General features: G+C 73.6%; 27 protein-coding genes. 16 read left to right on the top strand and 11 right to left on the bottom strand.

Annotated features, from left to right (window positions below):
- Positions 1-120: 120 nt before the first annotated feature.
- The gene (locus GKC29_RS21275; protein WP_155332497.1) at positions 121-990 is read right to left on the bottom strand and encodes an NAD(P)H-hydrate dehydratase; all 870 of its coding nucleotides are present in this window, start codon (positions 988-990) and stop codon (positions 121-123) included.
- On the bottom strand, positions 974-1,705 hold the full coding sequence (locus GKC29_RS21270) for a histidine phosphatase family protein (protein ID WP_155332496.1): 732 nt from the start codon (positions 1,703-1,705) through the stop codon (positions 974-976). The genes GKC29_RS21275 and GKC29_RS21270 overlap by 17 nt, the downstream gene beginning before the upstream one ends.
- 130 nt (positions 1,706-1,835) lie before the next feature.
- Between GKC29_RS21270 and GKC29_RS21265 the strand changes: the two genes are divergently transcribed.
- Both GKC29_RS21265 and GKC29_RS21260 read left to right on the top strand, forming a co-directional pair.
- Positions 1,836-2,066: a hypothetical protein gene (locus GKC29_RS21265; protein ID WP_155334271.1), complete on the top strand. Its 231-nt coding sequence runs from the start codon at positions 1,836-1,838 to the stop codon at positions 2,064-2,066.
- A gap of 87 nt (positions 2,067-2,153) precedes the next feature.
- The gene (locus GKC29_RS21260; protein ID WP_155332495.1) at positions 2,154-3,134 is read left to right on the top strand and encodes a DNA polymerase domain-containing protein; all 981 of its coding nucleotides are present in this window, start codon (positions 2,154-2,156) and stop codon (positions 3,132-3,134) included.
- Positions 3,135-3,177: 43 nt separating this feature from the next.
- Here the strand turns inward: GKC29_RS21260 and GKC29_RS21255 are convergent, their stop codons facing one another.
- Together GKC29_RS21255 and GKC29_RS21250 are read right to left on the bottom strand one after the other, a co-directional pair.
- Positions 3,178-3,750 carry a GNAT family N-acetyltransferase gene (locus tag GKC29_RS21255; RefSeq protein WP_230688745.1) on the bottom strand — a complete coding sequence of 191 codons (573 nt, stop codon included), beginning with the start codon at positions 3,748-3,750 and terminating at the stop codon, positions 3,178-3,180.
- A 24-nt stretch (positions 3,751-3,774) separates the two neighbouring features.
- Positions 3,775-4,785: a sigma-70 family RNA polymerase sigma factor gene (locus tag GKC29_RS21250; RefSeq protein ID WP_155332494.1), complete on the bottom strand. Its 1,011-nt coding sequence runs from the start codon at positions 4,783-4,785 to the stop codon at positions 3,775-3,777.
- 149 nt (positions 4,786-4,934) lie between these two features.
- Between GKC29_RS21250 and GKC29_RS21245 the strand changes: the two genes are divergently transcribed.
- Positions 4,935-5,519: a dihydrofolate reductase family protein gene (locus GKC29_RS21245; protein ID WP_155332493.1), complete on the top strand. Its 585-nt coding sequence runs from the start codon at positions 4,935-4,937 to the stop codon at positions 5,517-5,519.
- A gap of 281 nt (positions 5,520-5,800) precedes the next feature.
- On the opposite strand, the gene GKC29_RS21240 is transcribed toward GKC29_RS21245, so the two are convergent.
- Entirely contained in the window at positions 5,801-6,307 is a 507-nt protein-coding gene (locus tag GKC29_RS21240; protein ID WP_155332492.1) for an Lrp/AsnC family transcriptional regulator, read from the bottom strand.
- Positions 6,308-6,379: 72 nt separating this feature from the next.
- Here GKC29_RS21240 and pdhA point away from each other — a divergent pair, with 72 nt between their 5' ends.
- The 5 genes from pdhA (at position 6,380) to GKC29_RS21215 (ending at position 11,751) form a co-directional block, all read left to right on the top strand.
- The gene (pdhA, locus tag GKC29_RS21235) at positions 6,380-7,576 is read left to right on the top strand and encodes a pyruvate dehydrogenase (acetyl-transferring) E1 component subunit alpha (RefSeq protein WP_196255940.1); all 1,197 of its coding nucleotides are present in this window, start codon (positions 6,380-6,382) and stop codon (positions 7,574-7,576) included.
- The gene (locus GKC29_RS21230) at positions 7,576-8,592 is read left to right on the top strand and encodes an alpha-ketoacid dehydrogenase subunit beta (RefSeq protein ID WP_155332490.1); all 1,017 of its coding nucleotides are present in this window, start codon (positions 7,576-7,578) and stop codon (positions 8,590-8,592) included. The genes pdhA and GKC29_RS21230 overlap by 1 nt, the downstream gene beginning before the upstream one ends.
- The gene (locus tag GKC29_RS21225) at positions 8,589-9,929 is read left to right on the top strand and encodes a dihydrolipoamide acetyltransferase family protein (RefSeq protein ID WP_155332489.1); all 1,341 of its coding nucleotides are present in this window, start codon (positions 8,589-8,591) and stop codon (positions 9,927-9,929) included. Before GKC29_RS21230 ends, GKC29_RS21225 begins: the two co-directional genes overlap by 4 nt.
- A 42-nt stretch (positions 9,930-9,971) precedes the next feature.
- Entirely contained in the window at positions 9,972-10,325 is a 354-nt protein-coding gene (locus tag GKC29_RS21220; RefSeq protein WP_155332488.1) for a hypothetical protein, read from the top strand.
- Positions 10,326-10,485: 160 nt separating this feature from the next.
- The gene (locus tag GKC29_RS21215) at positions 10,486-11,751 is read left to right on the top strand and encodes an Ig-like domain-containing protein (RefSeq protein WP_155332487.1); all 1,266 of its coding nucleotides are present in this window, start codon (positions 10,486-10,488) and stop codon (positions 11,749-11,751) included.
- Positions 11,752-11,831: 80 nt separating this feature from the next.
- On the opposite strand, the gene GKC29_RS21210 is transcribed toward GKC29_RS21215, so the two are convergent.
- On the bottom strand, positions 11,832-12,851 hold the full coding sequence (locus GKC29_RS21210; RefSeq protein ID WP_155332486.1) for an SMP-30/gluconolactonase/LRE family protein: 1,020 nt from the start codon (positions 12,849-12,851) through the stop codon (positions 11,832-11,834).
- Between the two features lie 203 nt (positions 12,852-13,054).
- On the opposite strand from GKC29_RS21210, the gene GKC29_RS21205 reads away from it, so the two are divergent.
- Positions 13,055-13,417 carry an STAS domain-containing protein gene (locus tag GKC29_RS21205; RefSeq protein WP_155332485.1) on the top strand — a complete coding sequence of 121 codons (363 nt, stop codon included), beginning with the start codon at positions 13,055-13,057 and terminating at the stop codon, positions 13,415-13,417.
- Between the two features lie 55 nt (positions 13,418-13,472).
- On the opposite strand, the gene GKC29_RS21200 is transcribed toward GKC29_RS21205, so the two are convergent.
- Entirely contained in the window at positions 13,473-13,850 is a 378-nt protein-coding gene (locus GKC29_RS21200) for an FKBP-type peptidyl-prolyl cis-trans isomerase (RefSeq protein ID WP_155332484.1), read from the bottom strand.
- Between the two features lie 210 nt (positions 13,851-14,060).
- A complete protein-coding gene (locus GKC29_RS21195; protein ID WP_155332483.1) occupies positions 14,061-14,633 on the bottom strand; it encodes a hypothetical protein in 573 nt (190 codons plus the stop codon).
- Positions 14,634-14,824: 191 nt separating this feature from the next.
- Between GKC29_RS21195 and GKC29_RS21190 the strand changes: the two genes are divergently transcribed.
- Both GKC29_RS21190 and GKC29_RS21185 read left to right on the top strand, forming a co-directional pair.
- The gene (locus tag GKC29_RS21190; protein ID WP_230688744.1) at positions 14,825-15,157 is read left to right on the top strand and encodes a BON domain-containing protein; all 333 of its coding nucleotides are present in this window, start codon (positions 14,825-14,827) and stop codon (positions 15,155-15,157) included.
- Between the two features lie 157 nt (positions 15,158-15,314).
- Complete coding sequence (locus GKC29_RS21185) at positions 15,315-16,310, top strand: TerC family protein (RefSeq protein ID WP_155332481.1); 996 nt, start codon at positions 15,315-15,317, stop codon at positions 16,308-16,310.
- Here the strand turns inward: GKC29_RS21185 and GKC29_RS21180 are convergent.
- Entirely contained in the window at positions 16,291-17,022 is a 732-nt protein-coding gene (locus GKC29_RS21180) for a helical backbone metal receptor (RefSeq protein WP_155332480.1), read from the bottom strand. The two genes, GKC29_RS21185 and GKC29_RS21180, sit on opposite strands and share 20 nt — an antisense overlap.
- A 90-nt stretch (positions 17,023-17,112) precedes the next feature.
- Here GKC29_RS21180 and GKC29_RS21175 point away from each other — a divergent pair, with 90 nt between their 5' ends.
- From GKC29_RS21175 to GKC29_RS21165, 3 genes are all read left to right on the top strand, one after another.
- Positions 17,113-17,784 (top strand): nitroreductase family protein, encoded by a 672-nt coding sequence (locus tag GKC29_RS21175; RefSeq protein WP_155332479.1) that lies wholly within the window; start codon positions 17,113-17,115, stop codon positions 17,782-17,784.
- Between the two features lie 98 nt (positions 17,785-17,882).
- Positions 17,883-18,746, top strand: coding sequence for a hypothetical protein (locus GKC29_RS21170; RefSeq protein ID WP_155332478.1), 864 nt, complete (start codon positions 17,883-17,885; stop codon positions 18,744-18,746).
- Positions 18,747-19,020: 274 nt separating this feature from the next.
- Entirely contained in the window at positions 19,021-20,310 is a 1,290-nt protein-coding gene (locus GKC29_RS21165; RefSeq protein WP_155332477.1) for a hypothetical protein, read from the top strand.
- A gap of 52 nt (positions 20,311-20,362) precedes the next feature.
- Here GKC29_RS21165 and GKC29_RS21160 read toward each other — a convergent pair whose 3' ends face one another.
- Entirely contained in the window at positions 20,363-21,610 is a 1,248-nt protein-coding gene (locus GKC29_RS21160; protein WP_155332476.1) for an MFS transporter, read from the bottom strand.
- Between the two features lie 204 nt (positions 21,611-21,814).
- Positions 21,815-22,159, bottom strand: a complete 345-nt coding sequence (locus GKC29_RS21155; protein ID WP_155332475.1) for an Lsr2 family protein — start codon at positions 22,157-22,159, stop codon at positions 21,815-21,817.
- 198 nt (positions 22,160-22,357) lie between these two features.
- Between GKC29_RS21155 and GKC29_RS21150 the strand changes: the two genes are divergently transcribed.
- A complete protein-coding gene (locus GKC29_RS21150; RefSeq protein ID WP_155332474.1) occupies positions 22,358-22,603 on the top strand; it encodes a hypothetical protein in 246 nt (81 codons plus the stop codon).
- Positions 22,604-22,641: 38 nt separating this feature from the next.
- A complete protein-coding gene (lon, locus tag GKC29_RS21145; protein WP_155332473.1) occupies positions 22,642-24,981 on the top strand; it encodes an endopeptidase La in 2,340 nt (779 codons plus the stop codon).
- Positions 24,982-25,063 lie beyond the last annotated feature (82 nt).

The following is a 25,063-nucleotide window of genomic DNA, read 5'->3' as shown; positions in this document are numbered from 1 at the left end:
CGGTGCACTCCCTGGTGGGGAGCGACCGGTGGGTGGCGGGCAGGTCGCCGGCCACCGATGAACACAGCGCCGGAAAGTCATGTGGCGTTACACACACTTTCTCGCGGGAGACAAATGGTGTCAGACCGTGGCGAGGGTGTGCGGGATCTCGTCGAGCAGCTCGCGGGCCAGGAAGCCGATCCGGCCGTACTGCGGCACCAGGCGCTGGCCGCTGACGGCGTGCGCGAACGCGCCCCAGCACGCGGCCTGCGCCGGCTCCGCGCCCCGGGACAGCAGGCCGGCCAGCAGACCCGCCCGCACGTCGCCGCTGCCCGAGGTGCCCAGCCCCGCGTCGCCGCTCTCCTCCCGCCAACCGCGCCCGTCCGGAGTGGCGATGTGGCCGTACAGCGACACCACGGCGTCGTACCGGCCGGCCAGCTCCGCCGCCGCCGCGTCCAGGTCGTCGCCCGGCTCGCGGCCGAGCAGGTGCCGGGCCTCGGTGAGGTTGGGGGTCAGCACCACCGGACGGCCCGCGCCGACCAGCAGGTCCGGGGCGTGGCTGAGGGCCCCCAGGGCGTACGCGTCGAGCACCAGCGCCGTCTCCCGGCTCGCCGCGTCGAGCACCGTACGCAGCAGGAGTCCGGTCTCGTCGATGTCCTTGAGTCCCGGGCCGACCGCCACCACGTCCGCCTCGGCCACCAGCTCGCCGAGCCGGTCGCCGCCGGCACCGGCCACCGCGCCGTCCGCGGTCTCCGGCAGCCCCACCACCAGTGCCTCCGGCACCTGGATGCTCAGCGCGGCGGCGGTCGACTCGGCGGCGGCGAGCTGAAGCACCCCGGCACCCGCCCGCAGGGCGGCCACCCCGGCGAGCAGGACCGCGCCGGGCGTGAACCGGGAGCCGCCGACCACCAGCACCGTGCCCCGCGACTCCTTGCCCCCGGACGGCATGGGCAGCGCCCAGTCCCGCAGCAGCGCCGGCGTGATGACCGGGGTGTCAGACCGGCTCGGCATGGACCTCGTCCTCCCTGGTCGGCCGGGCACCTTCGCGGCGCAGGTGGCGGACGTCGTTGAACACGTCGGGGCGGAGCCGCCCGTCCTCGTCGGCCGACCAGCCGGTCACCGAGCAGTTCGCGATGACGTGCTCACGGGTCAACGCCATCAGCTCCTCCTCGGTGAGCCCCTCCACCAGGTAACGCATGAGGAAGACCAGGGCGTCGTGGCCGAACAGCAGCACCCGCCGGCCCTCGTGGTCACGGCGGAGGTCACCGAGCAGGGCGCGCAGCCGCAGCGCCACGTCCGTCCACGACTCGCCGCCGGGCGGGCGGTAGTAGAACTTGCCCAGCCGGTCCCGCCGCGCCGCCTCCTCGGGGTACCGGCGGCGTACCCCGTGCCCGGTCAGGCCGTCGAGGATGCCCAGCTCCCGGTCGCGCAGCCGCTCGTCACGGGTGCAGGAGACACCGGTGCCGTCGAGGGCCAACTCGGCGGTGCGCCGCGCCCGCAGGTACGGCGACACCACCGCCACGTCGGGGCGGCGCGCCTCGGGCAGCCCGGCGAGCCACCGGCCGGTGGCCCGGGCCTGCTCCTCCCCGGTGCGGCTGAGCGGCACGTCCGGGTCGCGGTGGGTGAGGTCGATCAGCTCGGCGCCGGCCGCCTCGGCCGCCCCGGCCGCCACGTTCGCCGTGCTCTCGCCGTGCCGGACGATCCACAGCGCCGCCAGTTCCGCCATGCGCCACCCCCTACCCCGGCGCGTCGCCGGGTAACCGCGAGGCGCCGGCGCTCGCGGGCGTGAACGGGCCGAAGAGGGGTAAGCGCTGGCTCGACCACGACACGGACAGGGGAGGTACGCCGTGGCGACCATGACCATGGAGCAGAAGAGCGCCCTCAAGGACAAGAACTACGACCTCATCCACGCGGTACAGATGTCCCTGGAGAACATCTACCGGATGGAGACGTACATTTCCGACGCCGAGGCGCGCGGAGACAGCGAACTCGCCACCTGGTTCAAGAAGATCCAGGAGAACAACCGCAAGGCGGGTGAGCAGGGCAAGCAGATGCTGATGGCGCGCATGCAGCAGGAAGGGCGCTGATCGTCGCCGTACCGCCGGCCGGACCGCTCACCGGAGCCGTCCGGCCGGCGGCGTGTCCCCGCCAGTCGGCCCACGGGCGGTTACGGTGTGGGCGTGGCGACGACGGCGGCGGAGGAGATCCGGGTCGGGGAGCGCGTCGTGCGGGTCTCCAGCCCGGACAAGCCGTACTTTCCGGAGCGCGGGCTGACCAAGCTCGACGTGGTGCGATACTTCCTGGCCGTCGGCGACGGGATCCTGCGGGCCCTGCGGGACCGGCCGACCATGCTGGAGCGTTGGCCGCGCGGCGTCTTCGAGGGCGCGAAGATCGCCACCCGGCAGGACAACCGGGGTGACGCCTTCTACCAGAAGCGGCTGCCGGCCGGTGCGCCCGACTGGGTGCGGACCGCGCACATCACGTTCCCCAGCGGTCGTACGGCCGACGAGGTCGCGCCGAGCGAGCTGGCCGTGGTGATCTGGGCGGCCAATCTCGGCACGCTGCGTTTCCACCCGTGGCCGGTGTCCAGGGGCGACGTCGAGCGGCCGGACCAGCTGCGCATCGACCTGGACCCGCTGCCGGGGGTCGGCTTCGACCAGGTGGTGCCGGTGGCGCACGAGGTCCGCGCGTTCCTCGACGAGCTGGGGCTGGTCGGCTACCCGAAGACCACCGGCGGTCGGGGCCTGCACGTCTACCTCACCATCGAGCCCCGGTGGAGCTTCGGCGAGTGCCGGCGGGCCGTCCTCGCGCTCGGCCGGGAGATGCGGCGCCGCCGCCCCGACCTGGTGACCACCACCTGGTGGCGGGACCAGCGGGACCGGCCGGTGTTCGTCGACTACAACCAGATGGCCCGGGACCACACGATGACGTCGGCGTACTCGATCCGTCCGACGCCGGCGGCGCTGGTGTCCGCGCCGCTGGACTGGGCCGAGCTGGACGACGTCCGGCCGGAGGACTTCGACGTCACGACGATGCCGGCCCGCTTCGCCGAACGCGGTGACCCGCACGCCGGCCTCGACGACCGGGCGTACTCCCTGGAACCCCTGCTGGAACTCGCCGACCGCGAGGGCCTGGAGGCCCCACCGGAACGCTGAGCCGCTCCACCGACCTGTCCGCTGCTCGTCGGCTCTGCGGCGCTCACCGGTCGCTGTCGAGGCGGGAGTGGAGGTGCATGTCGTGCCAGCCGTCGGCGTGGCGGCCCTGCCCGCGTCTCGTACCCTCGGCTGCGAACCCGGCGTGCCGCGCGACCCGGCAGGACGCCAGGTTCGCGGTCGAGTGGGACAGCTCGACGCGGTGCAGCCGGAGGGTGGCGAAGGCCCAGGCGGTCACCGCGGACAACGCGCGCGGGGCGATGCGGCGACCTCGCGCGGCCGGCAGCACCCAGTACGACACCTCGGCCCAGCCCTCGGCGAGGTCCACCCGGCGCAGGCTGATCTGCCCGACGACGCGCCCCGCGTCGAGCACGGCCCACCCGGCGCCGGTCTCACCGCGCCACCGGCCCGGCCAGGCGGCTATCCAGTCGCCGGCCTCGTCGTCGGTCATCGACCGGCAGTGCCAACGTCGGATGGCCGGGTCGGCGTAGGCGGCCACCACCGCCGGACGATCCGACGCCCGCCAGGGTCTCATCAGCAGCTCGGCGGTGTGGATCTCAGGCTGCGGCAGCGCCGACATCGAGCCGGGCGGCAGCGCGGGGGTGGCGAGCAACGGCACACCGGCCACTGTATGGCGGCCGGCTCAGCCCGGCCGGTTCCGAAGCGATCGCGGTAGCCCGAACGACGGGAGGACACTGTTCTCGAAGCGGGTCATCGCGCGGATCCGGTCGCCGCTCAAGGTGAGGACGTAGAGGCCGGTCCCGTTGCTGACGCCGCTGGGGCCGCGCAGGTAGGCGCCGAACGCCGGCTGACCGTTGGCTCTGGTCGGCACCAGGTCGAACCTCCGACCGGCGCGGAAGATGCGGGCGCAGAAGCTGGCCACGACGTCCCGACCCTCGTACTCGAAGGGCATGGGCGGCATCGACATGAAGACGTCGTCCGTCAGCAGGGCCACCAGCGCGTCGAGATCGGCGGACTCCCACGCCCGGACGAACCTCGCCACGGTCGCATCCTCGGCGGGTGATCCGGCGGCGGGCGGCGGTTCGCGGCCTTCGGTCGTGAGCCGTCGAGGCAGGCCGGCGCGCGCCCGTTTGAGGGCGCTCTTGACCGACTCGACGCTGGAGCCGAGCATGTCGGCCACCTCGTGGGCGCGGAATCCGAGGACGTCGCGCAGGATGAGCACGGCGACCTGGCGGGGCGGCAGGGTCTGCAGAGCGGTCACGAACGCCAGGGAGACGGCTTCGGTCCGCTCGTAGCGAGCCTCCGGGCCGGACGGCGTGTCGAGGGCACCGGTGAGCAGAGCGTCGGGGCATGGTTCGAGCCAGACGACCTCGCCGAGCCGGGTCGGCTCGAGCAGGTCGACGTCGGGCACGTCCCACTGCTTGGCCGGGCGTCGGCTGGCCGACCGGCGTGCGTTGAGACATCTGTTGGTGGCGATCCGGTAGAGCCAGGTGCGCAGCGAGGCGCGTCCCTCGAACCCGCCGAGGCCCTGCCAGGCAGCCAGCAGCGTCTCCTGCAGCGCGTCCTCGGCGTCCTGGACCGATCCGAGCATCCGGTAGCAGTGCACCCGCAACTCCCGGCGGTAGGGCTCGGTCAGCTCCCGGAAGGCGTCGCTGTCCCCGGCCCGAGCCCTTGCGATCGCGTCCGTTCCCACCCTCAGGTCACCTCCTCCCGCGCTCGGTCGCGCTCCGGGTACGGACACCGGCCAAGGGGCGAACGGGGCGGTCGGGGCCCGCCACTTTCTCGACGTCGCGGGTGTCCACCTCAGTGGTAGCTGACAGACACCAGCGGAGGAGAATCGAGATGGGGAAGATCGTCGTCAGCGAGAACGTCTCGCTCGACGGGGTCGGCCAGGATCTGACCGGTGAGGAGGGTTTCCGGTTCGGTGGCTGGTTCGGCCAGGTCGGGGACAGTGACCGCGAGGAGTGGGCCAAGGTCGGGTTCGCGGAGGCGCTGGGCGCCGAGGCGCTGCTGCTGGGTCGGCGCAGTCACGAGTGGTTCGCCGCGCGGTGGCCGTCGCGGACCGGTGAGTGGGCGGACAGGTTGAACGGCATGCCCAAGTACGTCGTGTCGTCGACTCTCGCGGATCCCGGCTGGAACAACTCGACGGTCTTGCGGGACGACGTTGTCAGCGAGGTCCGGAAGCTGAAGCGCCGGGTGGACGGGGAGATCGTCGTCTACGCCAGCGGGCGGCTCGTGCGCACGCTGCTGGCGCACGACCTCGTCGACGAACTGCGGTTGATGATCTATCCCTTCGTGCTCGGTGCCGGCGACCGTCTCTTCGACGGGATCGGCGACCGGAAACCGCTGCGGCTGGTCGGCTCCCGAACGGTCGGTGACAGCCTCGCCCTCCTCACCTACCAGCCGATCCGAGACGCGGGTGCGTGAGCCTCCACCGCGTCGCTGACGAGAACGCTCCGGGGCCGGAGGGCGGGGCCGTCGGCGGCGACGGTCCCGCCCTTCGTATCCCGGTGGTCCGTAGTGCGCGGGTTCCGGCATCGATGCCGGACGCGTCGGGGCCTTACCCGCTACCCGGCGTAGGTTTCGTATTCGGCGACTCTCGGCGTGCCGGTCGAGCTGGTGATCTCGAAGGTGATCTTGCGTAGCGAGGTCGCCGGGAAGGTGATGACGCCCGCCCCGCGGTTCTTTGCAGCGTTGGCGCGGCCCGGTCACTCCCAGGGGCTGGTCTCGCCGTCGAACTCGTGGAAGACCAGCCACGTGCGCGTGGAGAGAACCCCCGGGATGCTCTGCACCCGGCTCAACACCACGTCCCGCAGGGTGGCGTTGTCCGGCGCGCGGACCAGGGCGAGCACGTCGTGGTCACCGCCCAGCAGCGCGGCGTGCTCGATGTAGCGCACCCGCGCCAGTTCCGCGGACACCTCGCGCCAGGTGTTCTGCTCGATCGTGATCGCGACGTACGCGGAGGTGCCGAGCCCGGCGGCCTCCGGCGTGACCTGCGCCCGGAAGCCGGTGATCACGCCGTCGCGCAGCAGGCGCTCCACCCGGGCGTACGCGTTCGTGCGGGAGATGTGGATGCGCTCGGCGAGCGTACGCACCGAGGTGCGCCCGTCCCGGACCAGTTCGGCCAGGATGCGCCGGTCCACCTCGTCGAGGACGCGGGCCGATCGTCCCGTTCCGGGCGTCGAGTCCAGCTCCGGATCGGACTCCTGGCTCATGAGCGCACCACCTTCCTGTCATTCGTCCCGCGTTCACCGCGCATCTTGAGTCAATCATCCGACAGCAGGAGCATAGGCGCACCAGATGTCCAGGAGGTTCCCGCCGTGACGACCACACCCCAGGCGGTCCGCAGGGAGTCCCGGCGCCGGTCCCGACCGGCCACCACGCCGGATCCGGCCCGTGCGCTGCTGCCGGCGGGCGAGCCGGTACGCCTGCTCGACCCCGCCGGCACCCCGCTGCCGGCCCACCCCGACTACCCGGAGCCGCCCGTCGAGGCGCTCGTCGAGCTGCACCGGCGGATGGTGATCGGCCGCCGCTTCGACGTGCAGGCCACCGCGCTCACCAAGCAGGGCCGGCTCGCCGTCTACCCCTCCTCCCGCGGCCAGGAGGCGTGCCAGGTCGGCGCGATCCTCGCCCTGCGCGACGACGACTGGGTCTTCCCCACCTACCGGGAGTCGATGGCCCTGGTGTCCCGGAGCATCGACCCGGTCGAGGTGCTGACCCTGCTGCGCGGCGACTGGCACTGCGGGTACGACCCGGCCGCCCGGCGTACCGCGCCGCAGTGCACGCCGCTCGCCACCCAGTGCGTGCACGCCGCCGGCCTCGCCTACGGGGAGGCGTACCAGGGGCGGGACACCGTGGCGCTGGCCTTCATCGGTGACGGCGCCACCAGCGAGGGCGACTTCCACGAGGGCGTCAACTTCGCCGCCGTGTTCAAGGCGCCGGTCGTCTACTTCGTCCAGAACAACCGGTACGCGATCAGCGTCCCGCTGTCCCGGCAGACCGCCGCGCCGAGCCTCGCGTACAAGGGCGTCGGCTACGGCGTGCCCAGCGAGCAGGTCGACGGCAACGACCCGGTCGCCGTCCTCGCGGTGCTCACCCGCGCCGTGGCGCACGCCCGCGCCGGCCACGGTCCGTTCCTGGTCGAGGCGCACACCTACCGGATGGAGCCGCACACCAACGCCGACGACGCCACCCGCTACCGGGACGCCGACGAGGTGGAGGCGTGGCGGGACCGGGACCCGGTCGCCCGGCTGGAGACGTACCTGCGGGCCCGGGGCGCGCTCGACGACGCGGCGGTCGCCGCGGTCGCCGAGGAGGCCGAGGCGTACGCCGCCGACCTGCGGGACCGGATGCACGACAAGCCCACGGTCGACCCGCTGAGCCTCTTCGACCACGTCTACGCCCAGCCGACGCCGCAGCTCGTCGAGCAGCGGGAGCAGGTCCGCGCCGAACTGGCCGCGACCGCCGAGGAGGGGGACGCCTGATGGCCACCATGACCATGGCGAAGGCGCTCAACGCGGCCCTCGCCGACGCGATGCTCGACGACGAGCGGGTGGTCGTCTTCGGCGAGGACGTCGGCCAGCTCGGCGGCGTCTTCCGGATCACCGACGGGCTCCAGGCCCGCTTCGGCGACAAGCGCTGCTTCGACACCCCGCTCGCCGAGGCCGGCATCGTCGGCTTCGCCGTCGGCCTGGCCATGTCCGGCCTGCGCCCGGTGGTGGAGATGCAGTTCGACGCGTTCGCGTACCCGGCGTTCGAGCAGATCGCCTCGCACGTGGCGAAGCTGCGCAACCGCACCCGGGGCGCGCTCAGCGTGCCGATCGTCATCCGCGTCCCGTACGCGGGCGGCATCGGCGGGGTGGAGCACCACTGCGACTCCTCCGAGGCGTACTACGCGCACACACCCGGCCTGAAGGTGGTCACCCCGGCCACCGTCGAGGACGCGTACTCCCTGCTGCGCGAGGCGATCGCCGACCCGGACCCGGTGGTGTTCATGGAGCCGAAGAAGCTCTACTTCGCCAGCGCCGAGGCCGACCTGCCGGCCCGCACCGAGCCGTTCGGGCGCGCCGTGGTCCGCCGCCCCGGCACCGACGCCACCCTGGTCGCGTACGGGCCGGCGGTGCCGGTCGCCCTCGAGGCCGCCGAGGCCGCCCGCGAGGAGGGCTGGGACCTGGAGGTCGTGGACGTCCGCACGATCGTGCCGTTCGACGACGCCACCGTCACCGCCTCGGTGCGGAAGACCGGGCGGTGCGTGGTCATCCAGGAGGCGCAGGGCTTCGCCGGCGTCGGCGCGGAGATCGCCGCCCGGGTGCAGGAGCGCTGCTTCCACGCGCTGCACGCCCCGGTGCTGCGGGTGTCCGGCCTGGACATCCCGTACCCGGCGCCCATGCTGGAGCACACCCACCTGCCCGGGGTGGACCGGGTGCTCGACGCGGTGGCCCGCCTCCAGTGGGACGACCAGCCCGACGCGCGCTGGTTGACCGAGGCGGGTGCGGCATGAGCGAGAAGGTCTTCCTCCTGCCCGACCTGGGGGAGGGGCTGACCGAGGCGGAGATCGTCGAGTGGCGGGTCGCCGTCGGCGACACGGTGACGGTGGACCAGACCGTCGTCGAGGTGGAGACCGCCAAGGCCGTCGTCGACGTGCCCTGCCCGTACGCCGGGCGGGTCGTGGCCCTGCACGGCGCGGCGGGTGAGGTCCGACCGGTCGGCCAGCCGCTGATCACCGTCGCGCCGCTGGAGGCGGCGGCGCCGACGCCCGGCGGGGCTCCCGAGCCCCCCGGCCACGCCACCTATCGCGAGGAGGAGCGCGCCGGCTCCGGCAACGTCCTCATCGGGTACGGCACCGGCCACGGCGGCTCGGGCCGGCGCCGCCGGCCCCGCCTCGCCGCGGCGGCGGACGCGCCGGCCGGTGCGCCGGGCAACGGGACCGCCGTGCCGGCGGCCGCCGACGCGGGCGCCGTGCTGGTCATCTCGCCGATCGTGCGGCGGTTGGCGAAGGAGCGCGGCGTGGACCTGGCCACCGTGCGCGGCACCGGGCCGGGCGGGGTGATCCGCCGGGCCGACGTGGAGGCCGTCGGTCCGGTCTCGCCGACCCGGCTCGCCGCCGTTCCGGACGTCCCGGACCCGCACGTCGGGCTCGGCGACGGCGACGTCGTCATCCCGCTGACCGGCATCCGCAGGGCCATCGCCGACAAGCTGTCCCGCAGCCGGCGGGAGATCCCCGAGGTGACCATCTGGGTGGACGTCGACGCGACCGCCCTGCTGGAGACCCGCGCGGCGATCAACGCGGCCACCCCGGACGCGCCGGTGAGCATCCTGGCCCTGCTGGCCCGGACCTGCCTGTCCGGGCTGCGGAGGTTCCCGCAGCTCAACGCCCGGGTGGACACCGAGGGGCAGCGGATCGTGCAGTCCGCCGGGGTGCACCTGGGCATCGCCGCCCAGACCGACCGGGGCCTCGTGGTGCCGGTGCTGCGCGACGCGCAGCGGCTCACCACCGCCGACCTGGCCGCCGCGCTGGCCGAGACCACGGCGGCGGCGCGGGCCGGCACGCTGCCGCCGGCCCGGCTCACCGGCGGCACGTTCACGCTGAACAACTACGGCGTGTTCGGGGTGGACGGCTCCACCCCGATCATCAACCACCCGGAGGCGGCGCTGCTCGGCGTGGGGCGGATCGTGGACAAGCCGTGGGTGGTCGACGGCCAGCTCGCGGTGCGGAAGGTGACGCAGCTCAGCCTCACCTTCGACCACCGGGTCTGCGACGGCGGGGTGGCCGGCGGCTTCCTGCGGCACGTCGCGGACTGCGTGGAACGGCCCGCGCTGCTGATCGCCAACCTCTGAGCGACGGGCGCCCCGGGCGGTGATGCCCGGGGCGCCCCGTCCGTGCCGAGGGCGTTTCGCCCGCCGTCGGCCGGGAACCCCGCCCCGCAGCGCTGGAGCGCCGAAACCCCGCCGCCGGGCACGGCGTACGAGCTGCCCGACGCGCCGTCCGTGGTGGCCGGCCTGACGATCAACGCGGCCGTCGACTCGACGACCGTCCGGGGCAACCGGATCTGGGACAGCCAGGATCCGCGGACCCAGGCGTACGGGATCTGGGTGACCGAGCGGGGCAGCGCGGTCGGGTGCCGGGTGCAGGACAACGATCTCGCCGGCAACGGGCACGGTGGAATGCTGCTGGACACGCCGCCGGTCGGCGGCCGGTGGACCGGCAACGACGACGGCTCGGACTGGGACTGATCGGGCGCCGCCGGACACTCCGCCCGCACGGGCCGCGGGTGGTCGGCGCCCGGAAAATGGGGCCGGCAATTGCGGCCGGAGATTCGCCGAAATTGGGTACGAAACTGTGTCCGGCGGAGAGAATGTGGCAGAGGGAACGCAATAACGGGGGGACGCAACCATGGATTTCAGGCGGCGAATGACGCTGCTCGCGGTGACCGTCGCGGCCGCACCGTTGGCCCTGGGCGGATGCACCGCCGACCGCAAGCCGGGGGCGCGGCCGGGGGAGGGCCGGGGAGGCGGGCCGGAACTGGCGGTGACACCCGCGGAGGGGACCCGGGACGTGCCGATCAGCGCTGAGGTCGGCACGACCGTGAAGGGCGGCCGGGTCACCTCCGTGAAGATCGTGGACGACAAGGGCGGGCAGGTGGCGGCGGAGCCCCGGGAGGACGGCTCGGGCTGGGTGCCCAGCGCGCCGCTGAAGCCCAGCCGGACGTACACGGCCGAGGTGACCGCCACCGGTGACCGCGGCAAGACCACCACCCGGAAGACGACCTTCACCACGATGCCGAAATCCACCAAGCAGGCGATAACCAGTACATTGTATTTCGCGGGTAATCGGACTTACGGAACGGCGATGCCGGTAACCGTCGCGTTCGACCCGCCCATTCCGAAAGAGGCCAGGGCGGCGGTGCAGCGCCGATTGTTCGTGAAGACCGACCCGCCGCAGCCGGGGGTGTGGTCCTGGGTGTCCGACGGCACCCAGGTGTACTACCGGGCGCCCGACTTCTGGCGGCCGGGGACCACGATCAGTTTCCGCGCCGGGCTCGAGGGCCTGCCGATCGGCAAGGAGTACGTGGGCGACGCCGACCGGAGGGCGACCTCGAAGATCGGCCGGCAGGTCTCCCTGGAGATCGACAACGCCACCAAGCAGATGTCCGTGCACCGCGACGGCAAACTCGTCCGCAAGATCCCGGTGAGCCTGGGCAAGCCGAGCACACCCACCTCCAGCGGCAAGATGGTGATCATGGAGAAGCACCAGTTCACCACGTTCGACACCCGGGGCTCGGCCGACCCGTACGTGGTCGACGTCGAGGACGCGCAGCGCCTCACGTGGGGCGGCGAGTTCATCCACGGCGCCCCGTGGTCGGAGGGGGTCCAGGGGAGCGAGAACGTCTCCCACGGCTGCACCAACGTCTCCGCCACGGCGGCGGACTGGCTCATGAACATCACGCAGGTCGGCGACCTGGTGACGATCAAGGGCACCGAGGTGAAGCTGGACGAGGGCAACGGCTGGACCGCCTGGAACGTGAGCTGGGACAAGTACGTCAAGGGCAGCGCGCTGCCCGTGCCGGCCGGCCTGGCGCCGAGCCCCACGCAGGTGCCGCACCCCGGCGCGGTCGCCGGCGGCTCACCCGCGCCGGTGCCGTCCGTCCGCGGCGGCTGACCCGGGCAGTACGCGGGGACCGGTCCGGAAACGCGGGCCGGTCCCCGTGGCGCGGGGTCCGCCCGGTCCGCGGTGGACGCTCAGCCCAGCGGCACCCGGGCCACCCCGGCACCGGTGAGGCTGCCGAGCCAGAGGTGGTCGCCGTGCTGGCGGACACCGGTGACCATGTCGTACGTCCCGTTCGGACCGTGCAGGGTGCGCAGCACCTGACCGTCGCCGTCCACGAGGGCGACCAGGCCGTAGCGCAGCGGCTTCGGCTGCACCGCCGCCGGCAGGACGGCCACGAGCTGCCGCAGCCGAGGGTGCGGCAGCAGCCGCTCGACGACCGGCACGCGGGGGCTCGGCAGGGCGATCCAGTACGTCCCGTCGCCCACCGGGGAGACGTTGTCCGGGTACGCCGGCAGGTCCGCGAGCACCGTGACGACCCCGTCCGGCAGGTCGACCCGGACCAGCCGGTGGGTGGCCGTCTCCACCAGCATCAGTGCCGACTCGTCCGGGGTCAGCGCGATCCCGTTGGGGAAGTGCAGCCCCGAGCAGACCACCTCGGTGCGCCCACTGCCCGGGTCGTACGCCAGCACCCGCCCGTTTGGGCGGTGCTCCAGCAGGTCGCGTTTCCAGTGCGAGACGGGGAACCGGCTGGACGAGTCGGTGAAGTAGACCGTGCCGTCCCGGCTGATCGCGGCGTTGTCGGCCAGGTGCGGCCGGGGGCCGGAGCCGCCCAGGTCGCGGACGGCGCCGTCCCAGGTCACCCGCAGCAGCCCCCGGTAGGCGTCGCAGACCACGAGGCTGCCGTCGCGGGGGTCGACCTCCACGCCCAGCGGTCGGCCGCCGGTCTCGGCGAGAAGCCGCGGACGGGTGCCCGTCGGCGCGTCGACCGGCCACCACCAGATGCGGCCGTCCTCGGACCCGCTGACCACCCGCCCCGCCGGGTCGACGACGACGTCCTCGGGACCGGACGTGCCGTCGGGCAGGGGCAGCAGCTCGACGGCGTCGAGCCGGCGGTCGGCGGGCGCCCACGGCCCGTCGAGGGGCGGCGGGACCGTGGCGGGCTCGCGGACGGGTCGGATCAGCCACGGTGCGCGGGGGCGGGGGACGACCATCCGCTCATTCTGGCCCGCCGATCCGCCCGGCGTCGCCCCCCGACGTACCGGGGCGGGCCGTCCACCGGTGTGGGTCGCCGCCATCGCTGCCGGGGTCGCCCGGAAGGGGGATCCCCGATACCGGCGGGTGCGACCCTGGTCGTACCCGGATCCCGTCCCGCGGCACGACGGAACTGTCGGTGGTCGGGGCTAGATTCGTGGCCATGGGACAGCGGGACGACCGGTTCCACGTCGAGGTCAGCGTGGGTGCCCGGGTGGTGGAGGTGCGCGCGACCGGCGAGATCGACGTCGCCACGGTCGGCGCGCTGCGGTCGGCGCTGTGGGCCGTGCCGGCCCGGTCGGTGCTCCGGCTCGACCTGTCCGGCGTCCGTGTCCTCTCCGCCGCCGGGGTGCGTGCCCTGGCCGCCGCCCACCTGCGGTTGCGGGCCGGTGGTGGCGAGCTGGTGCTGGTGCGGCCCGACCCGGTGGTCGCCCGGGTCCTGCGCGTGACCGGCCTGCATCGGGTGGTCCGCGTCATCGACGACGCTCCCGCGCCGGTGGCCGGCCGCACGTTGATCGCCGCCTGACGCAACCACTGACCGCCGCGGTGCGGGCCCCGGTGCTGCCGGGGCCCGCACCGCGTCAGCGCACGCCGAGCAGGTCGACGACGAACACCAGCGTCTCGCCCGGCTTGATGACGCCGCCGGCGCCCCGGTCGCCGTAGCCGAGGTGCGGCGGGATGGTCAGGCGACGACGACCGCCGACCTTCATGCCGACGACACCCTGGTCCCAGCCGGCGATGACCCGTCCGCCCCCGAGGGGGAATTCGAACGGCTCGCCTCGGTTCCACGACGCGTCGAACTCCCGGCCGTCGGAGTGGGCGACGCCGACGTAGTGGACCCGCGCCACCTGCCCCGCACGCGCCTCGGGCCCGTCCCCGACGGTGATGTCCTCGACGACGAGGTCGGCCGGAGGCGCGCCCTCGATCGGGCCCACGTCGGGCTTGCCTGCCTGGTTCATCCGGAAGTCTCCTGCCGTGTCCGTCGTGATGTCCTTCGCCCCGTGATCCTGCCGGATCGCCACTCACCGATGTGCGCGCGGCCCCCGTTCAGAACAGTTCTTGCCATGGACCGGCCCCTCGAAGGGCCGACAGCATCCAAGGTCTGGGCACCGCGAAGCGGGCCTCACCCGGAGGGTGGGGCCCGCCCCTGTGGCTGTGCGGAGATCAGGTCAGCGGAGCCAGGGGAACCGCTGGACGATGGGCAGCTTCTCCCAGGTGGCGCCGAGGCCGAGGGTCCGGCCGGCGCCGATGAGGGTGAGGCCGACCAGGACGGCGGCGAGGGTCAGGTGTTCGTCCAGGAACGGGTTGGTCTGTGGGGGCAGGGCGACCGACCACATCATGACGTAGAGGGTGGCGCCGGTGGCGGCGGCGATGCGCATGCCGATGCCGAGGGTGAGGGCCAGGCCGATGCCGAGCAGGCCGAGCAGGAAGGTCCAGTTGGCGAAGGCGGTGCCGGCGAGGTCGTGGTAGATGCCGGCGAAGGGTCCTTCGGCGCCGCTCAGGAAGCCTTTGGTGGGGTTGCCGCCGTTGAGCCAGGCCCGTTCGGTGGGGGTGGCGAAGCCGAGCCCGAACACCTTGTCGACGAACGCCCACAGGAACGTCCAGCCGAGGGCCAGCCGGACACCCGCGAACACGTACCGCGCGGCGCGCCCCCGGGTGGTCTCGTCCTGGTGCCGCTGCTCCGCCGCCGGAGCGGTGTTCCCGGCGGTGTTCCGTTCGATCATCGCGGCCATGGTCTCCACGTCCCTTCCTGTCCCGCACCGCGCTTCCCGGTGGCATCTCCATTGGACGACCAGCCGCCCCCGGCGCGTCAGGGCCGACCGTGCCCTGCCGGACCGGGACCTTGGACCCCTCTCCCACCGGGTCTCCCGGACCGTCGGATCCCGGTCCCGCGGCCCTGCCCCGGCCCCCTGGCGCGGCCTAGCGGCTGCCGGTGCTGGACGACCTGGGCCGCCTGGTCGGCGTCGTGACCCGTGGTGACCTGCTGCGGGTGCACCTGCGGACCGACGCGGAGATCCGGGAGGACGTCGTGCAGGAGGTGCTGCACCGGGTGCTCGCGGTGCGGGACGGGCTGGTGACCGTCCAGGTCCGCGGCGGCGAGGTGACCCTGGACGGGCGGCTGGACCGGCGTAGCGCGGCTGAGCTGGCGGAGCGGCTGGCCGGGCAGGTGAGCGGCGTCGTGCGGGTGGTCAGCACGATCGCGTACGACGTCGACGACACCGTCCTGGTCGCGCTGGAGGCGGGCCAGGTCACCCCGGTCGCCTGATGGGCACCGGGTTCGGCGGAGCGCCGCCGGAGGGCCGGCCGGCCGCCTAGGCTCGGGGCGATGACGTGGTCCGGTTTCCCCGCCGGTTGCCGGGCGGACCGGTCCCGCCCCGTGGCCGGCGCCGGGAAAGGGGCGTCACGGATGCGGGGGGCGCCGGGTGGACGAGGCGACGTTCGCCGTGCCGCTGTGGGGGTGGGCGGCGGTCGGCGCGGTCATCGCCGTCATGCTCGCCGTCGACGTGCTCTCCCACCGTGACAACCACATCATCGAGCTGCGCGAGGCGGTCGTCTGGTCGGCGGTGTGGATCACCGCCGGTCTCGCGTTCGGCCTGGTGGTCCTGGTCTGGCTGGGCGGCGAGCCGGCGGTCGCCTACTACTCCGGCTATCTGCTGGAGAAGGCCCTGTCGGTCGACAACGTCTTCGTCTTCGCGCTGCTGTTCGGCTACTTCCGGGTCCCCGACGAGTACCAGCACAAGGTGCTGTTCTGGGGCGTGGTCGGTGCCCTCGCGTTCCGGCTCGCCTTCATCTTCGCGGGCGCGGAGTTGCTGCACCGGCTGGCCTGGGCCGGGCTCGCCCTCGGAGCGTTCCTGGTCTGGACCGGCTGGCGGCTGGCCGTACGCGGCGAACCGGACGTCGATCCCGACCGCAACCCGGTCGTCCGGCTCTTCCGCCGGCTGGTGCCGACCGATCCGCGCTACCACGGCAGCCGGTTCACGGTCCGCGTCGACGGGCGCCGCAAGGCCACCGTGCTGCTGGTCGCTCTCGTCGCGATCGAGGGCACCGACGTGGTCTTCGCGGTCGACTCGGTGGCGGCGATCCTCGCCATCACCACCGACACGTTCCTGGTCTGGACGGCGACCGCCTTCGCGGTCCTCGGTCTGCGCAGCCTCTACTTCTGCCTGGCCGGCCTGCTGCGGCACTTCGAGTACCTGCGGTACGGGCTGGCGGTCGTGCTCGCCTTCGCCGGGGTGAAGCTGATCCTCGCCGAGACCCCGGTGGGGGAGGTGCCGGTCTGGCTGACCCTGGCGGTGGTGGTGCTGGCACTGGCCACCTCGATCGCCTGGGGCCGGGTCGCCGCCTGGCCGGGACGCCGCCGGGCCCGCCGGGCCCGCCGCCGGGCCCGCCGGAGACGGATCAGCCCGCGGGACGGGTGACCGGCGCGGCCAACTGGGCCGCCAGCAGGGCGGGAGCCTCGGCGAGCGACGGTCCGTACCAGGTCAGGTGCCGACCCGACACCAGGGCGCACGGCGTCCCGGGGAATGCGTCCGGCCCGTCGGCGGCGGTGAACCGGTACGGCTCGTCGGGCAGCACCACCAGCTCCGGCGCCCGCCCGCGCAGCTCGTCCAGGCTCGGCCGGGGGTACCGCTCGGGGTGGTCGGCGTACCGGTTGGTCACGCCCAGCCGGCGCAGGACGTCACCGGCGAACGTGTCGCGACCCAGCACCACCCACGGCCGACGCCAGACCGGCACCACCGCCGGGCGCGGCGCCGCCTCGGCGGGCAGCGCCGCCCAGGCACGGCGGGCCGCCAGCAGCCAGGTCGGCTCGGCCGCCGCGCCCAGCTCGGTCAGCAGTGCGCCCAGTTCGGTGAGCGCCTCGTCCACGGTCCGGGGGTAGGTGACCCGCACCGGCACGCCGGCCGCCGCCAGCGCGTCGGCGTCCTCGCGGCGGTTCTCCTCGACGTTGAGCAGAACCAGGTCGGGGCGCAGAGCGCGGACCCGCTCCAGGTCCGGGTACTTGCTGCCGCCGACCCGGGGGACGTCCAGCCCGGTCGGGTGGGTGCACCAGTCGGTCGCCCCGACCAGCAGCCCGGGCAGCGTCGACGCCACCGCCTCGGTCAGCGACGGCACCAGCGACACGACCCGCACCCGACACCCTCCCCGTTCCCGTACCGGCGGCCTCCGTCGATCATCCCGCGTCGGCTGGCCGGGACCGCCGGGGCCGCCGACAATGTCAGGATGCCCCCGAACCGCCCCGCCGGCCCGCCGGCGTCCCGGCCCGTGCCCGACTACGGCGTACCCCCGACGGATGCGCTGGCCCGGGTGCGGGCCTTCGCCGACGCGATGACCCGGCGCCGCACCGTCCGCGACTTCAGCGACCGGCCCATCCCGGCCGGCGTGCTCGACCAGGCGCTGCGGGCGGCGGCTTCGGCGCCGAGCGGCGCGAACCGGCAGCCGTGGCGGTTCGTCGTGGTCACCGACCCGGAGCTCAAGCGCCGGCTGCGGGTCGCCGCCGAGGCGGAGGAGCGGGTGTTCTACGAGCGGCGCGCGCCGGAGGAGTGGCTGTCGGCGCTGGCGCCGCTGGGGACGGACGCGAGCAAACCGTTCCTGGAGACCGCTCCGGCGGTGATCGTGGTCTTCGAGGTGCACCGGGGGCCCCGCAGCCCCCGCCCCTACTACGTGAAGGAGTCGGTGGGGATCGCGGTCGGTCTCCTGCTCGCCGCGTTGCACCAGGCCGGACTCGCCACCCTGACCCACACCCCGAGCCCGATGCGCTTCCTCAACGAGCTGCTGGACCGGCCCGCCGAGGAACGGGGCAACCTGATCATCCCGGTCGGTTACCCGGCCGACGACGCTACCGTGCCGGACATTTCCCGAAAGCCGCTGTCCGAGGTGGTCGTCTGGCGCTGAGCGGGACCCGGCCCACCGACGCGCCGGCCGTGCTCGCACCCTAGACTCGGCCGGTCGCCGCCCGGGACGGCGACGGGACGGCGACGGGACGCGGGGCGATGACGAGCGGCGAGGGCGTGGATGGCGGCGGGCGGCGGGTGGTGCCCGGCGTCGGTGGTCCGGTGCTGACCCGGGACGGCCAGGTCGTGCACGGCCCGCTCCGGCTGAGCGACCTGGTGCGCCGGCGCCCACCGGGGGTCACCGGCCACCAGTGGAGCACCGCCCTGCGCGAGACGTACGACCTCGTCGTCCGCGCCGCCGGCACTGGCCGGGTCATCGTCGCGGTCGAGATCGGGCCACCGCCGGCCGACGGGTCGCCGGGCCAGCGCGTCGCCCGGATGAAGGACGCGGTCGCCGCCGCGGTCGGTCTGCCGGTGCTGCGGATCGGATCGTCGACCTTGCGGCCCGCCGACCACGGGCCCGGGATCGTGGCGTACGTCCTCGACGCCCACGCCTACACGAACCGCTGGGCGGGGGAGCCGGGTGTCACCGGGTTCCGGGACATCGCCGGTCGACTCCCCGACGGGCGGACCGGGCCGGTCAACGACCTCGGCGCGCTCACCCGCGCCGCGGCCGTCGAGGCGTACGTGGCGCGGCGGCTGTCCGACCCGATCGTGCGCGGCCTGCACGTGCGGTGGTCCGGTGGCCCGGCCGAGGGCTGGAGCTGGGTGGAGGTACGCCCCGGCGCGGTCCTGGTGGAGCGGGTCACGGTTGCGGAGCACCGGTTCACCTGCGGGGTCGACGCGGCGCGGCTCGCCGAGGACCTCGCCACCCTGGCGGTCGGTGAGCGGCTGCGCACGCTGGACGGTGCCGAGCCGCCCCTGACGTCGCGGGAGGAGCTGCTGGCCGGGATCCGTGGGCTGGCCGCGCGACGGGCCGAACTGGTCGACGGCTTCGCGTTCGACCACCTCTGCGTCGACTGATCGGCACCCCCCCCCGCACGCCCTCTCGAAACCCGCGGGAAATTTCCCTCGCCCCGGTTGAACCATCGCCGCGGCCGTCCCGTACTCATGCGGGAATGGACAGGATCTCCCCGACCGCGTCCCCCGACGTGGAAGACGGTGCGGAAAGGGCATCGTCGGTCATCGACGTGCCACCGGATACGGCCCGACGGTAGTCGTCGGGGCGTTCCACCTCAATTCCGTCGGTCCGCCGAGGTCTCGAATGAACTACCGGATCGAGAAGGAGAGCAATTCGATGCGCAGGTCCACACGGGCGCGCCGGCCATCCGGTAACGCGCGGAGCAAGCGGCTGATCGCCGTTGTCGGCACGCTCGCGGTCTTCGGTGGCATCGTCGCCGTGACCCAGATCTCGTCGGCCGGAGAGCGGCGGTCGAACAAGACCCGGCCCGCGTCCGCGCAGTGCGTGCAGCCGAGCCCGGGTGCGACCGCGCCGAGCGGAACCGGCACCACGACGCGCACCTGGCAGAACGGACGGTGGGTGCGCAACCACTGGGGCGACGGCCAGCAGTCGGTCGAGGAGTGCCAGGAGACCCGGGACGGCCAGGCCCCCGGGAACAACGGCGGCTCCGCCGTGGCCTGCCCGGACGTGGCCGGCCGCCTGCCGCAGGTGCCCGAGCGGGCCCGCGCCGAGGTGGACCGCAACCTGGCCCAGTTGCAGGCCCAGATCACCGAGGCCGACCGGCGGCTCGCCGCCGAGGGAAGCCGCGGTGAGGCGTTCGTCCGCAACTCGATCCTGGCCCCGCTGGCCAGCAAGCGACGGGCGACGCTGGATCGCATCACGAACGCGATCGACCGGTTCGGTTCCCGCCCCCGCGGTCTGTCCCAGCTCGCCGAGTGCCAGGTCGCGCCGACCGGCAACACCAACGACGGAAACAACAACGGCGGCGACAACGACAACGACAATGACGGCGGCAACAACGGCGGAAACGACAACGGGGGCAACAACAACGGCGGCGATAGCAACGCCCCGGGTGCCGGGCTCGGTGTGCTGGCGAACGACTGTGACGAGAGCCAGCTCCAGCCGCACGACGGTTTCCAGAACGGTAACCGGTGCGTGAGCACGGCCTTCGGTGAGGTCGCTGCCGCCGCGAACAACCCCTCGCTGCTGATCACGGACTTCCCGCAGCAGGTCCAGGCCGAAGAGCCGTTCACCCTCCGGGTGAGCACCCGGAACCTGGTCCGGGACCGGTTCCTCGCCGCCGGCCAGGGCGGGTACTACGTGGAGAGCTCGCTGCTCAACGGCGACGGCCTGGTGCGCGGCCACTTCCACACCGCCTGCCGGATGCTGGAGAGCACCGACGAGGCCCCGGCGAACCCGGAGGACGTGCCGGCGTTCTTCGTCGCCACCGAGGACAGCCGGGGCGGCCGGGAGGCCGACGAGGTGACCATCCAGGTTCCGGGCATGCCGGAGTCCGGTACCGCGCAGTGCGCGGTCTGGGCCGGTGACGGTTCGCACCGGGTACCGATGATGGAGCGGGCCAACCAGACGCCCGCCTTCGACGTGGTGCGCATCGAGGTCAACTGACCGACCAGGGTGGCGGGGCCGTCCGGGGGTACCGGGCGGCCCCGCCCCGTGCTCAGGCCGCGACCGGTGCCGGCGGAGCCGCCGTGGGCGCCGCCGCCCGGAGCGCGGCGATCCGCCGCGTGCGGGACCGGGCCGCGAGCAGGTTCGCGGCGGCCACCGCGAGCGCCAGGCCGAACAGGCCCAACCAGAGGGCGTCGACGGAGAACCGGTGGGCGACCAGGCCGCCCAGTGTCGGCCCGGCGAACGTGGCGAACGCGTGCCCGAGCGAGTAGACGCCCTGGTAGCGCCCCCGCTGCGCGGTCGGTGAGAGGTCGGCGGTCAGTGCCGAGTTCGACGGGGTCATGGCCATCTCGCCGAGTGTCCAGACCAGCACCGTGACCGCGTAGAACCAGACGCTGTCGGCCAGCGCGGTGAGGGCGAACCCGGCGCCGATCACCAGGACGGCGACCGCGATGGTGCGCGACCGGTCGAAGCGGCCGACCAGGCGCGGCACGAAGAGCTGGCCGAGCACGATCAACAGACCGTTGACCGCGATGATCGGCCCGTACGCGGCGGCCGGCAGCCCGTCGGCCTGCAAGGAGACCGGCAGCATCACGCTCGCCTCGATGCAGAGCCAGGCCAGGCCGGTCAGCGCGGTGAACGTCAGGAAGACCCGGTCCCGCAGGACGGTGCCCAGACCGCCGCTCCCGGCGCGGGTGAGGGCGCCGGCGGCCGGCACGACGGGCCGGGACTCGGGAACGCGGAGACCGATCAACGCGGCGGTGCCCAGCAGCACGATGGCGTTGATCACGAACAGCAGCAGCGGGTCCACCCGGACCAGCAACCCGGCGACCGTCGCGGCGACCGAGAAGCCGATGTTGATGGCCCAGTAGTTCAGCGTCAGCGCCCGCAGCCGGTCCCGCTCACCGACGACGTCGATGATCGTGGCGGTGAAGGCGGGCCGGGCGACGCCGAGACACGCCCCGAGCAGCAGGGTCAGGGCGGCGATCGCGACCGGATGCCCGGCCAGGCCCAGCGAGAGCGCGGTGGCGGCGGCCGTGACGTTGCCGCCCAGCATCGCGGGCCGGCGCCCCCAACGGTCGGCGACGAGGCCGCCGATGACGCCCCCGGCCGCGCTGCCGGCCCCGTGCAACCCGATCACCATGCCGGCGTACGCGGGGCTGAAGTCCCGGACCGAGACGAGGTAGACGCCGAGGTAGATGGCGACGAAGCTGCCCAGCCGGTTGATCAGCGTGGCCGTCCACAGGTGCCAGAAGGTCCGGGGGAGTCCGCCCGCCGTCTGCGTCCACCAGTGCCTCATCCGCCGCCCCCGTCCGCTCGTCCCCGTAATGGCTGATCGGCTTTGCGATCATTGCAGCCCAGGGGTGCGACAGGACGGCGGCCGCCGGCCGGCGCGGGTGGCGCCGGTCACGGTCCCGGCCGGAGGGAATGGTGCGGGCCGCAAATGCCGGCGGGGCCGTGCCGTTTTCGGCACGACCCCGCGCGCGGGCCGGCCCGCTCCGGCTCAGCGGTTCTTGTAGGCCTCGACGACCTCCACCGGGATGCGGCCCCGCTCGGAAATCTTGTAGCCGTTCTTGACGGCCCATTCCCGGATCGCGCGGTTCTGCTCGCGGTCCATTCCGGCGCCGGATCCGGCTCCCCGTCGGGGTGCCCGCGACGTTTCCACGCCGCCGCGACCGATCCGCCGGCCGGCGCTGATGTACGGGTCCAGCGCCTTACGCAGGACACCCGCGTTCTCGTCGGACACGTCGATCGTGTACGCCACGCCGTCCAAGCTGAACTCGACGGTCCGATCGGCCTTTCCGCCGTCGAGATCGTCAGTCAGAACCGTGATTACTTTTCTGGCCATCGCCGATTACTCCCTGTGTGGGGACGGGGTGTGGTCAAAGTTTGACGTATCGCGTGGCATAACCGCAAGAAAACGCGTCCTCCTCATTTCGGCGGGTCGGGTAATCCCGCGCCGAAATCGGCGTGCCACCGGTCGGAAAGTGCCGTGCGGTCAGTCCCCGAGCAGGCCGGCGTGGCCGCCTACCTGAAGGAGGAACGCATGTCCGTCCCGCGCGCCCGACGCAAGCTCGTGTCCTTCGCGGCCCTCACCGTCGTCGCCCTGCTGGCGGGACTGCCCGGCCCGACGGTCGCCGCCCTGGTCCTGACCACCGTGGCGATCCCGCTCGCGGTGGCCGTCGGCGGGGGAAGCGGGCCGGTGCGGGAACTGCTGGCACTCCGCCGGCCCGTCCGGGTTCGGCGTGGCCTGGGTCACACCTCGGAACAAGGGGAACGATTTGTTACTTGAGTTGAACACGCTCAACTCAACGCGATAGCAGGTGTTCGATGGCAACTCTTCCGGTTCTTCCCCTGACCGACGCCGTGCTGCTGCCCGGCATGGTCATCCCGGTGACCCTCGACCCGACCACCCAGGCCGCCGTCGACGCGGCCCGCGCCACCGGCGACCACCGGCTCCTCGCCGTGCCCCGCATCGACGGCGAGTACGGTCCCGTCGGCGTCGTCGCCACGATCGAGAAGGTCGGCCGGCTGCCCAGCGGCGAACCGGCCGCCGTCGTCCGCGGCCTCACCCGCGCCCGCATCGGCTCCGGCGTCCCCGGACCCGGCGCCGCACTCTGGGTCGAGGCGGCCGAACTAACCGAGCCGGCACCCGCCGGCCGCGCCCGGGAACTCGCCCGCGAGTACCGGGCCCTGATGACCTCGGTGCTCCAACAGCGCGGAGCCTGGCAGGTCATCGACGCGATCGAGCGGATGACCGACCTCTCCGAGCTGGCCGACTCGGCCGGCTACGTCACCTGGCTCAGCCTCGCCCAGAAGACCGAACTGCTCGCCGCGCCGGACGTCACCGCCCGGCTCGAACTGCTGGTCGGCTGGGTGAAGGACCACCTGGCCGAGCAGGAGGTCACCGAGCAGATCAACACCGACGTGCGGGAGGGGCTCGAGAAGTCCCAGCGCGAGTTCCTGCTCCGCCAGCAGCTCGCCGCGATCCGCAAGGAACTCGGCGAGGACGAGCCGGACGGCTCCGCCGACTACCGGGCCCGCGTCGAGGCCGCCGACCTGCCGGAGAAGGTCCGCGAGGCGGCGCTCCGGGAGGTCGGCAAGCTGGAGCGGGCCAGCGACGCCTCACCGGAGGCCGGCTGGATCCGTACCTGGCTCGACACCGTCCTCGAGATGCCGTGGAACACGCGTACCGCCGACAACACCGACCTGGCGGCGGCCCGGGCGGTGCTCGACGCCGACCACGCCGGCCTGGCCGACGTGAAGGACCGCATCCTGGAGTACCTCGCGGTGCGCAACCGGCGCGCGGAGCGCAACCTCGGCGTGGTCGGCGGCCGCGGCTCCGGCGCCGTGCTGGCCCTCGCCGGCCCGCCCGGCGTCGGCAAGACCAGCCTCGGCGAGTCCGTCGCCCGGGCGCTCGGCCGGAACTTCGTCCGGGTCTCCCTCGGCGGTGTGCGCGACGAGGCGGAGATCCGCGGCCACCGGCGCACCTACGTCGGCGCGCTGCCCGGCCGGATCGTCCGGGCGCTGCGCGAGGCCGGCTCGATGAACCCGGTCGTGCTCCTCGACGAGGTGGACAAGCTGGCCGTCGGCTACTCCGGCGACCCGGCCGCCGCCCTGCTGGAGGTCCTCGACCCGGCGCAGAACCACACCTTCCGGGACCACTACCTGGAGGTCGACCTCGACCTGTCCGACGTGCTCTTCCTGGCCACCGCCAACGTGGTGGAGACCATCCCCGGCCCGCTGCTGGACCGGATGGAGCTGGTCACCCTGGATGGCTACACCGAGGACGAGAAGGTGGCCATCGCCCGGGACCACCTGCTGCCCCGGCAGCGGGAACGGGCCGGACTCACCGCCGACGACGTGACCGTCGCCGACGAGGCCCTGGCCCGGATCGCCGGCGAGTACACCCGGGAGGCCGGCGTCCGGCAGCTCGAACGCGCCCTCGCGAAGATCCTGCGCAAGGTGGCGGTCGCGCTGGCGACCGACCCCACGCCGGTACGCGTGGACACCGGCAACCTGGCCCGCTACCTGGGCCGGCCGAAGCACACCCCGGAGTCGGCGGAGCGTACGGCGGTGCCCGGCGTCGCCACCGGCCTGGCGGTCACCGGCGCCGGCGGCGACGTGCTCTTCATCGAGGCCACCAGCATGGAGGGCGAGCCGGGGCTGACCCTGACCGGCCAGCTCGGCGACGTGATGAAGGAATCCGCGCACATCGCCCTGTCGTACCTGCGGTCGAACGGGCGGCGGCTCGGGCTGGACCCGAACGCCCTCGCCGGACGGCGGATCCACCTGCACGTCCCGGCGGGAGCCGTGCCGAAGGACGGCCCGAGCGCCGGCATCACCATGGTCACCGCCCTCGCGTCCCTGGCGAGCGGCCGGCCGGTCCGCCCCGAGTTCGGGATGACCGGCGAGGTGACCCTCTCCGGCCGGGTCCTGCCCATCGGCGGCGTCAAGCAGAAGCTGCTCGCCGCCCACCGGGCCGGCCTGACCGAGGTGATCATCCCGATGCGCAACGAACCGGACCTCGACGACCTGCCGACCGAGGTACGCGAGGCGCTGACCGTCCACACCCTCGCCGACGTCGCCGACGTGCTCGCCCTGGCGCTGCGCCCGGCCGACCTCGACACGGAGGCATTGGACGGCCCGCCGGCCCTCACCACCGCCTGAGGTGTAAGGAAGGGCCCCCTGTTAACGCCTGGCGTTGTACAGGGGGCCCTTCTTAACGGCGTGGTTCCGGCGCCGCCCTCGA

Origin of the sequence: Micromonospora sp. WMMC415 (genome assembly GCF_009707425.1) — a bacterium.
GTDB lineage: Bacteria > Actinomycetota > Actinomycetes > Mycobacteriales > Micromonosporaceae > Micromonospora.
This window is presented reverse-complemented; position numbering and strand designations above follow the sequence as displayed.

Coding starts and splice junctions, on each gene's coding strand:
- GKC29_RS21275 (WP_155332497.1), bottom strand. CDS start 990: ATGCCGAGCCGGTCTGACACCCCGGTCATCACGCCGGCGCTGCTGCGG.
- GKC29_RS21270 (WP_155332496.1), bottom strand. CDS start 1,705: ATGGCGGAACTGGCGGCGCTGTGGATCGTCCGGCACGGCGAGAGCACG.
- GKC29_RS21265 (WP_155334271.1), top strand. CDS start 1,836: ATGACCATGGAGCAGAAGAGCGCCCTCAAGGACAAGAACTACGACCTC.
- GKC29_RS21245 (WP_155332493.1), top strand. CDS start 4,935: ATGGGGAAGATCGTCGTCAGCGAGAACGTCTCGCTCGACGGGGTCGGC.
- GKC29_RS21240 (WP_155332492.1), bottom strand. CDS start 6,307: ATGAGCCAGGAGTCCGATCCGGAGCTGGACTCGACGCCCGGAACGGGA.
- GKC29_RS21230 (WP_155332490.1), top strand. CDS start 7,576: ATGGCCACCATGACCATGGCGAAGGCGCTCAACGCGGCCCTCGCCGAC.
- GKC29_RS21225 (WP_155332489.1), top strand. CDS start 8,589: ATGAGCGAGAAGGTCTTCCTCCTGCCCGACCTGGGGGAGGGGCTGACC.
- GKC29_RS21215 (WP_155332487.1), top strand. CDS start 10,486: ATGGATTTCAGGCGGCGAATGACGCTGCTCGCGGTGACCGTCGCGGCC.
- GKC29_RS21210 (WP_155332486.1), bottom strand. CDS start 12,851: ATGGTCGTCCCCCGCCCCCGCGCACCGTGGCTGATCCGACCCGTCCGC.
- GKC29_RS21205 (WP_155332485.1), top strand. CDS start 13,055: ATGGGACAGCGGGACGACCGGTTCCACGTCGAGGTCAGCGTGGGTGCC.
- GKC29_RS21200 (WP_155332484.1), bottom strand. CDS start 13,850: ATGAACCAGGCAGGCAAGCCCGACGTGGGCCCGATCGAGGGCGCGCCT.
- GKC29_RS21175 (WP_155332479.1), top strand. CDS start 17,113: ATGCCCCCGAACCGCCCCGCCGGCCCGCCGGCGTCCCGGCCCGTGCCC.
- GKC29_RS21170 (WP_155332478.1), top strand. CDS start 17,883: ATGACGAGCGGCGAGGGCGTGGATGGCGGCGGGCGGCGGGTGGTGCCC.
- GKC29_RS21165 (WP_155332477.1), top strand. CDS start 19,021: ATGCGCAGGTCCACACGGGCGCGCCGGCCATCCGGTAACGCGCGGAGC.
- GKC29_RS21160 (WP_155332476.1), bottom strand. CDS start 21,610: ATGAGGCACTGGTGGACGCAGACGGCGGGCGGACTCCCCCGGACCTTC.
- GKC29_RS21155 (WP_155332475.1), bottom strand. CDS start 22,159: ATGGCCAGAAAAGTAATCACGGTTCTGACTGACGATCTCGACGGCGGA.
- GKC29_RS21150 (WP_155332474.1), top strand. CDS start 22,358: ATGTCCGTCCCGCGCGCCCGACGCAAGCTCGTGTCCTTCGCGGCCCTC.
- lon (WP_155332473.1), top strand. CDS start 22,642: ATGGCAACTCTTCCGGTTCTTCCCCTGACCGACGCCGTGCTGCTGCCC.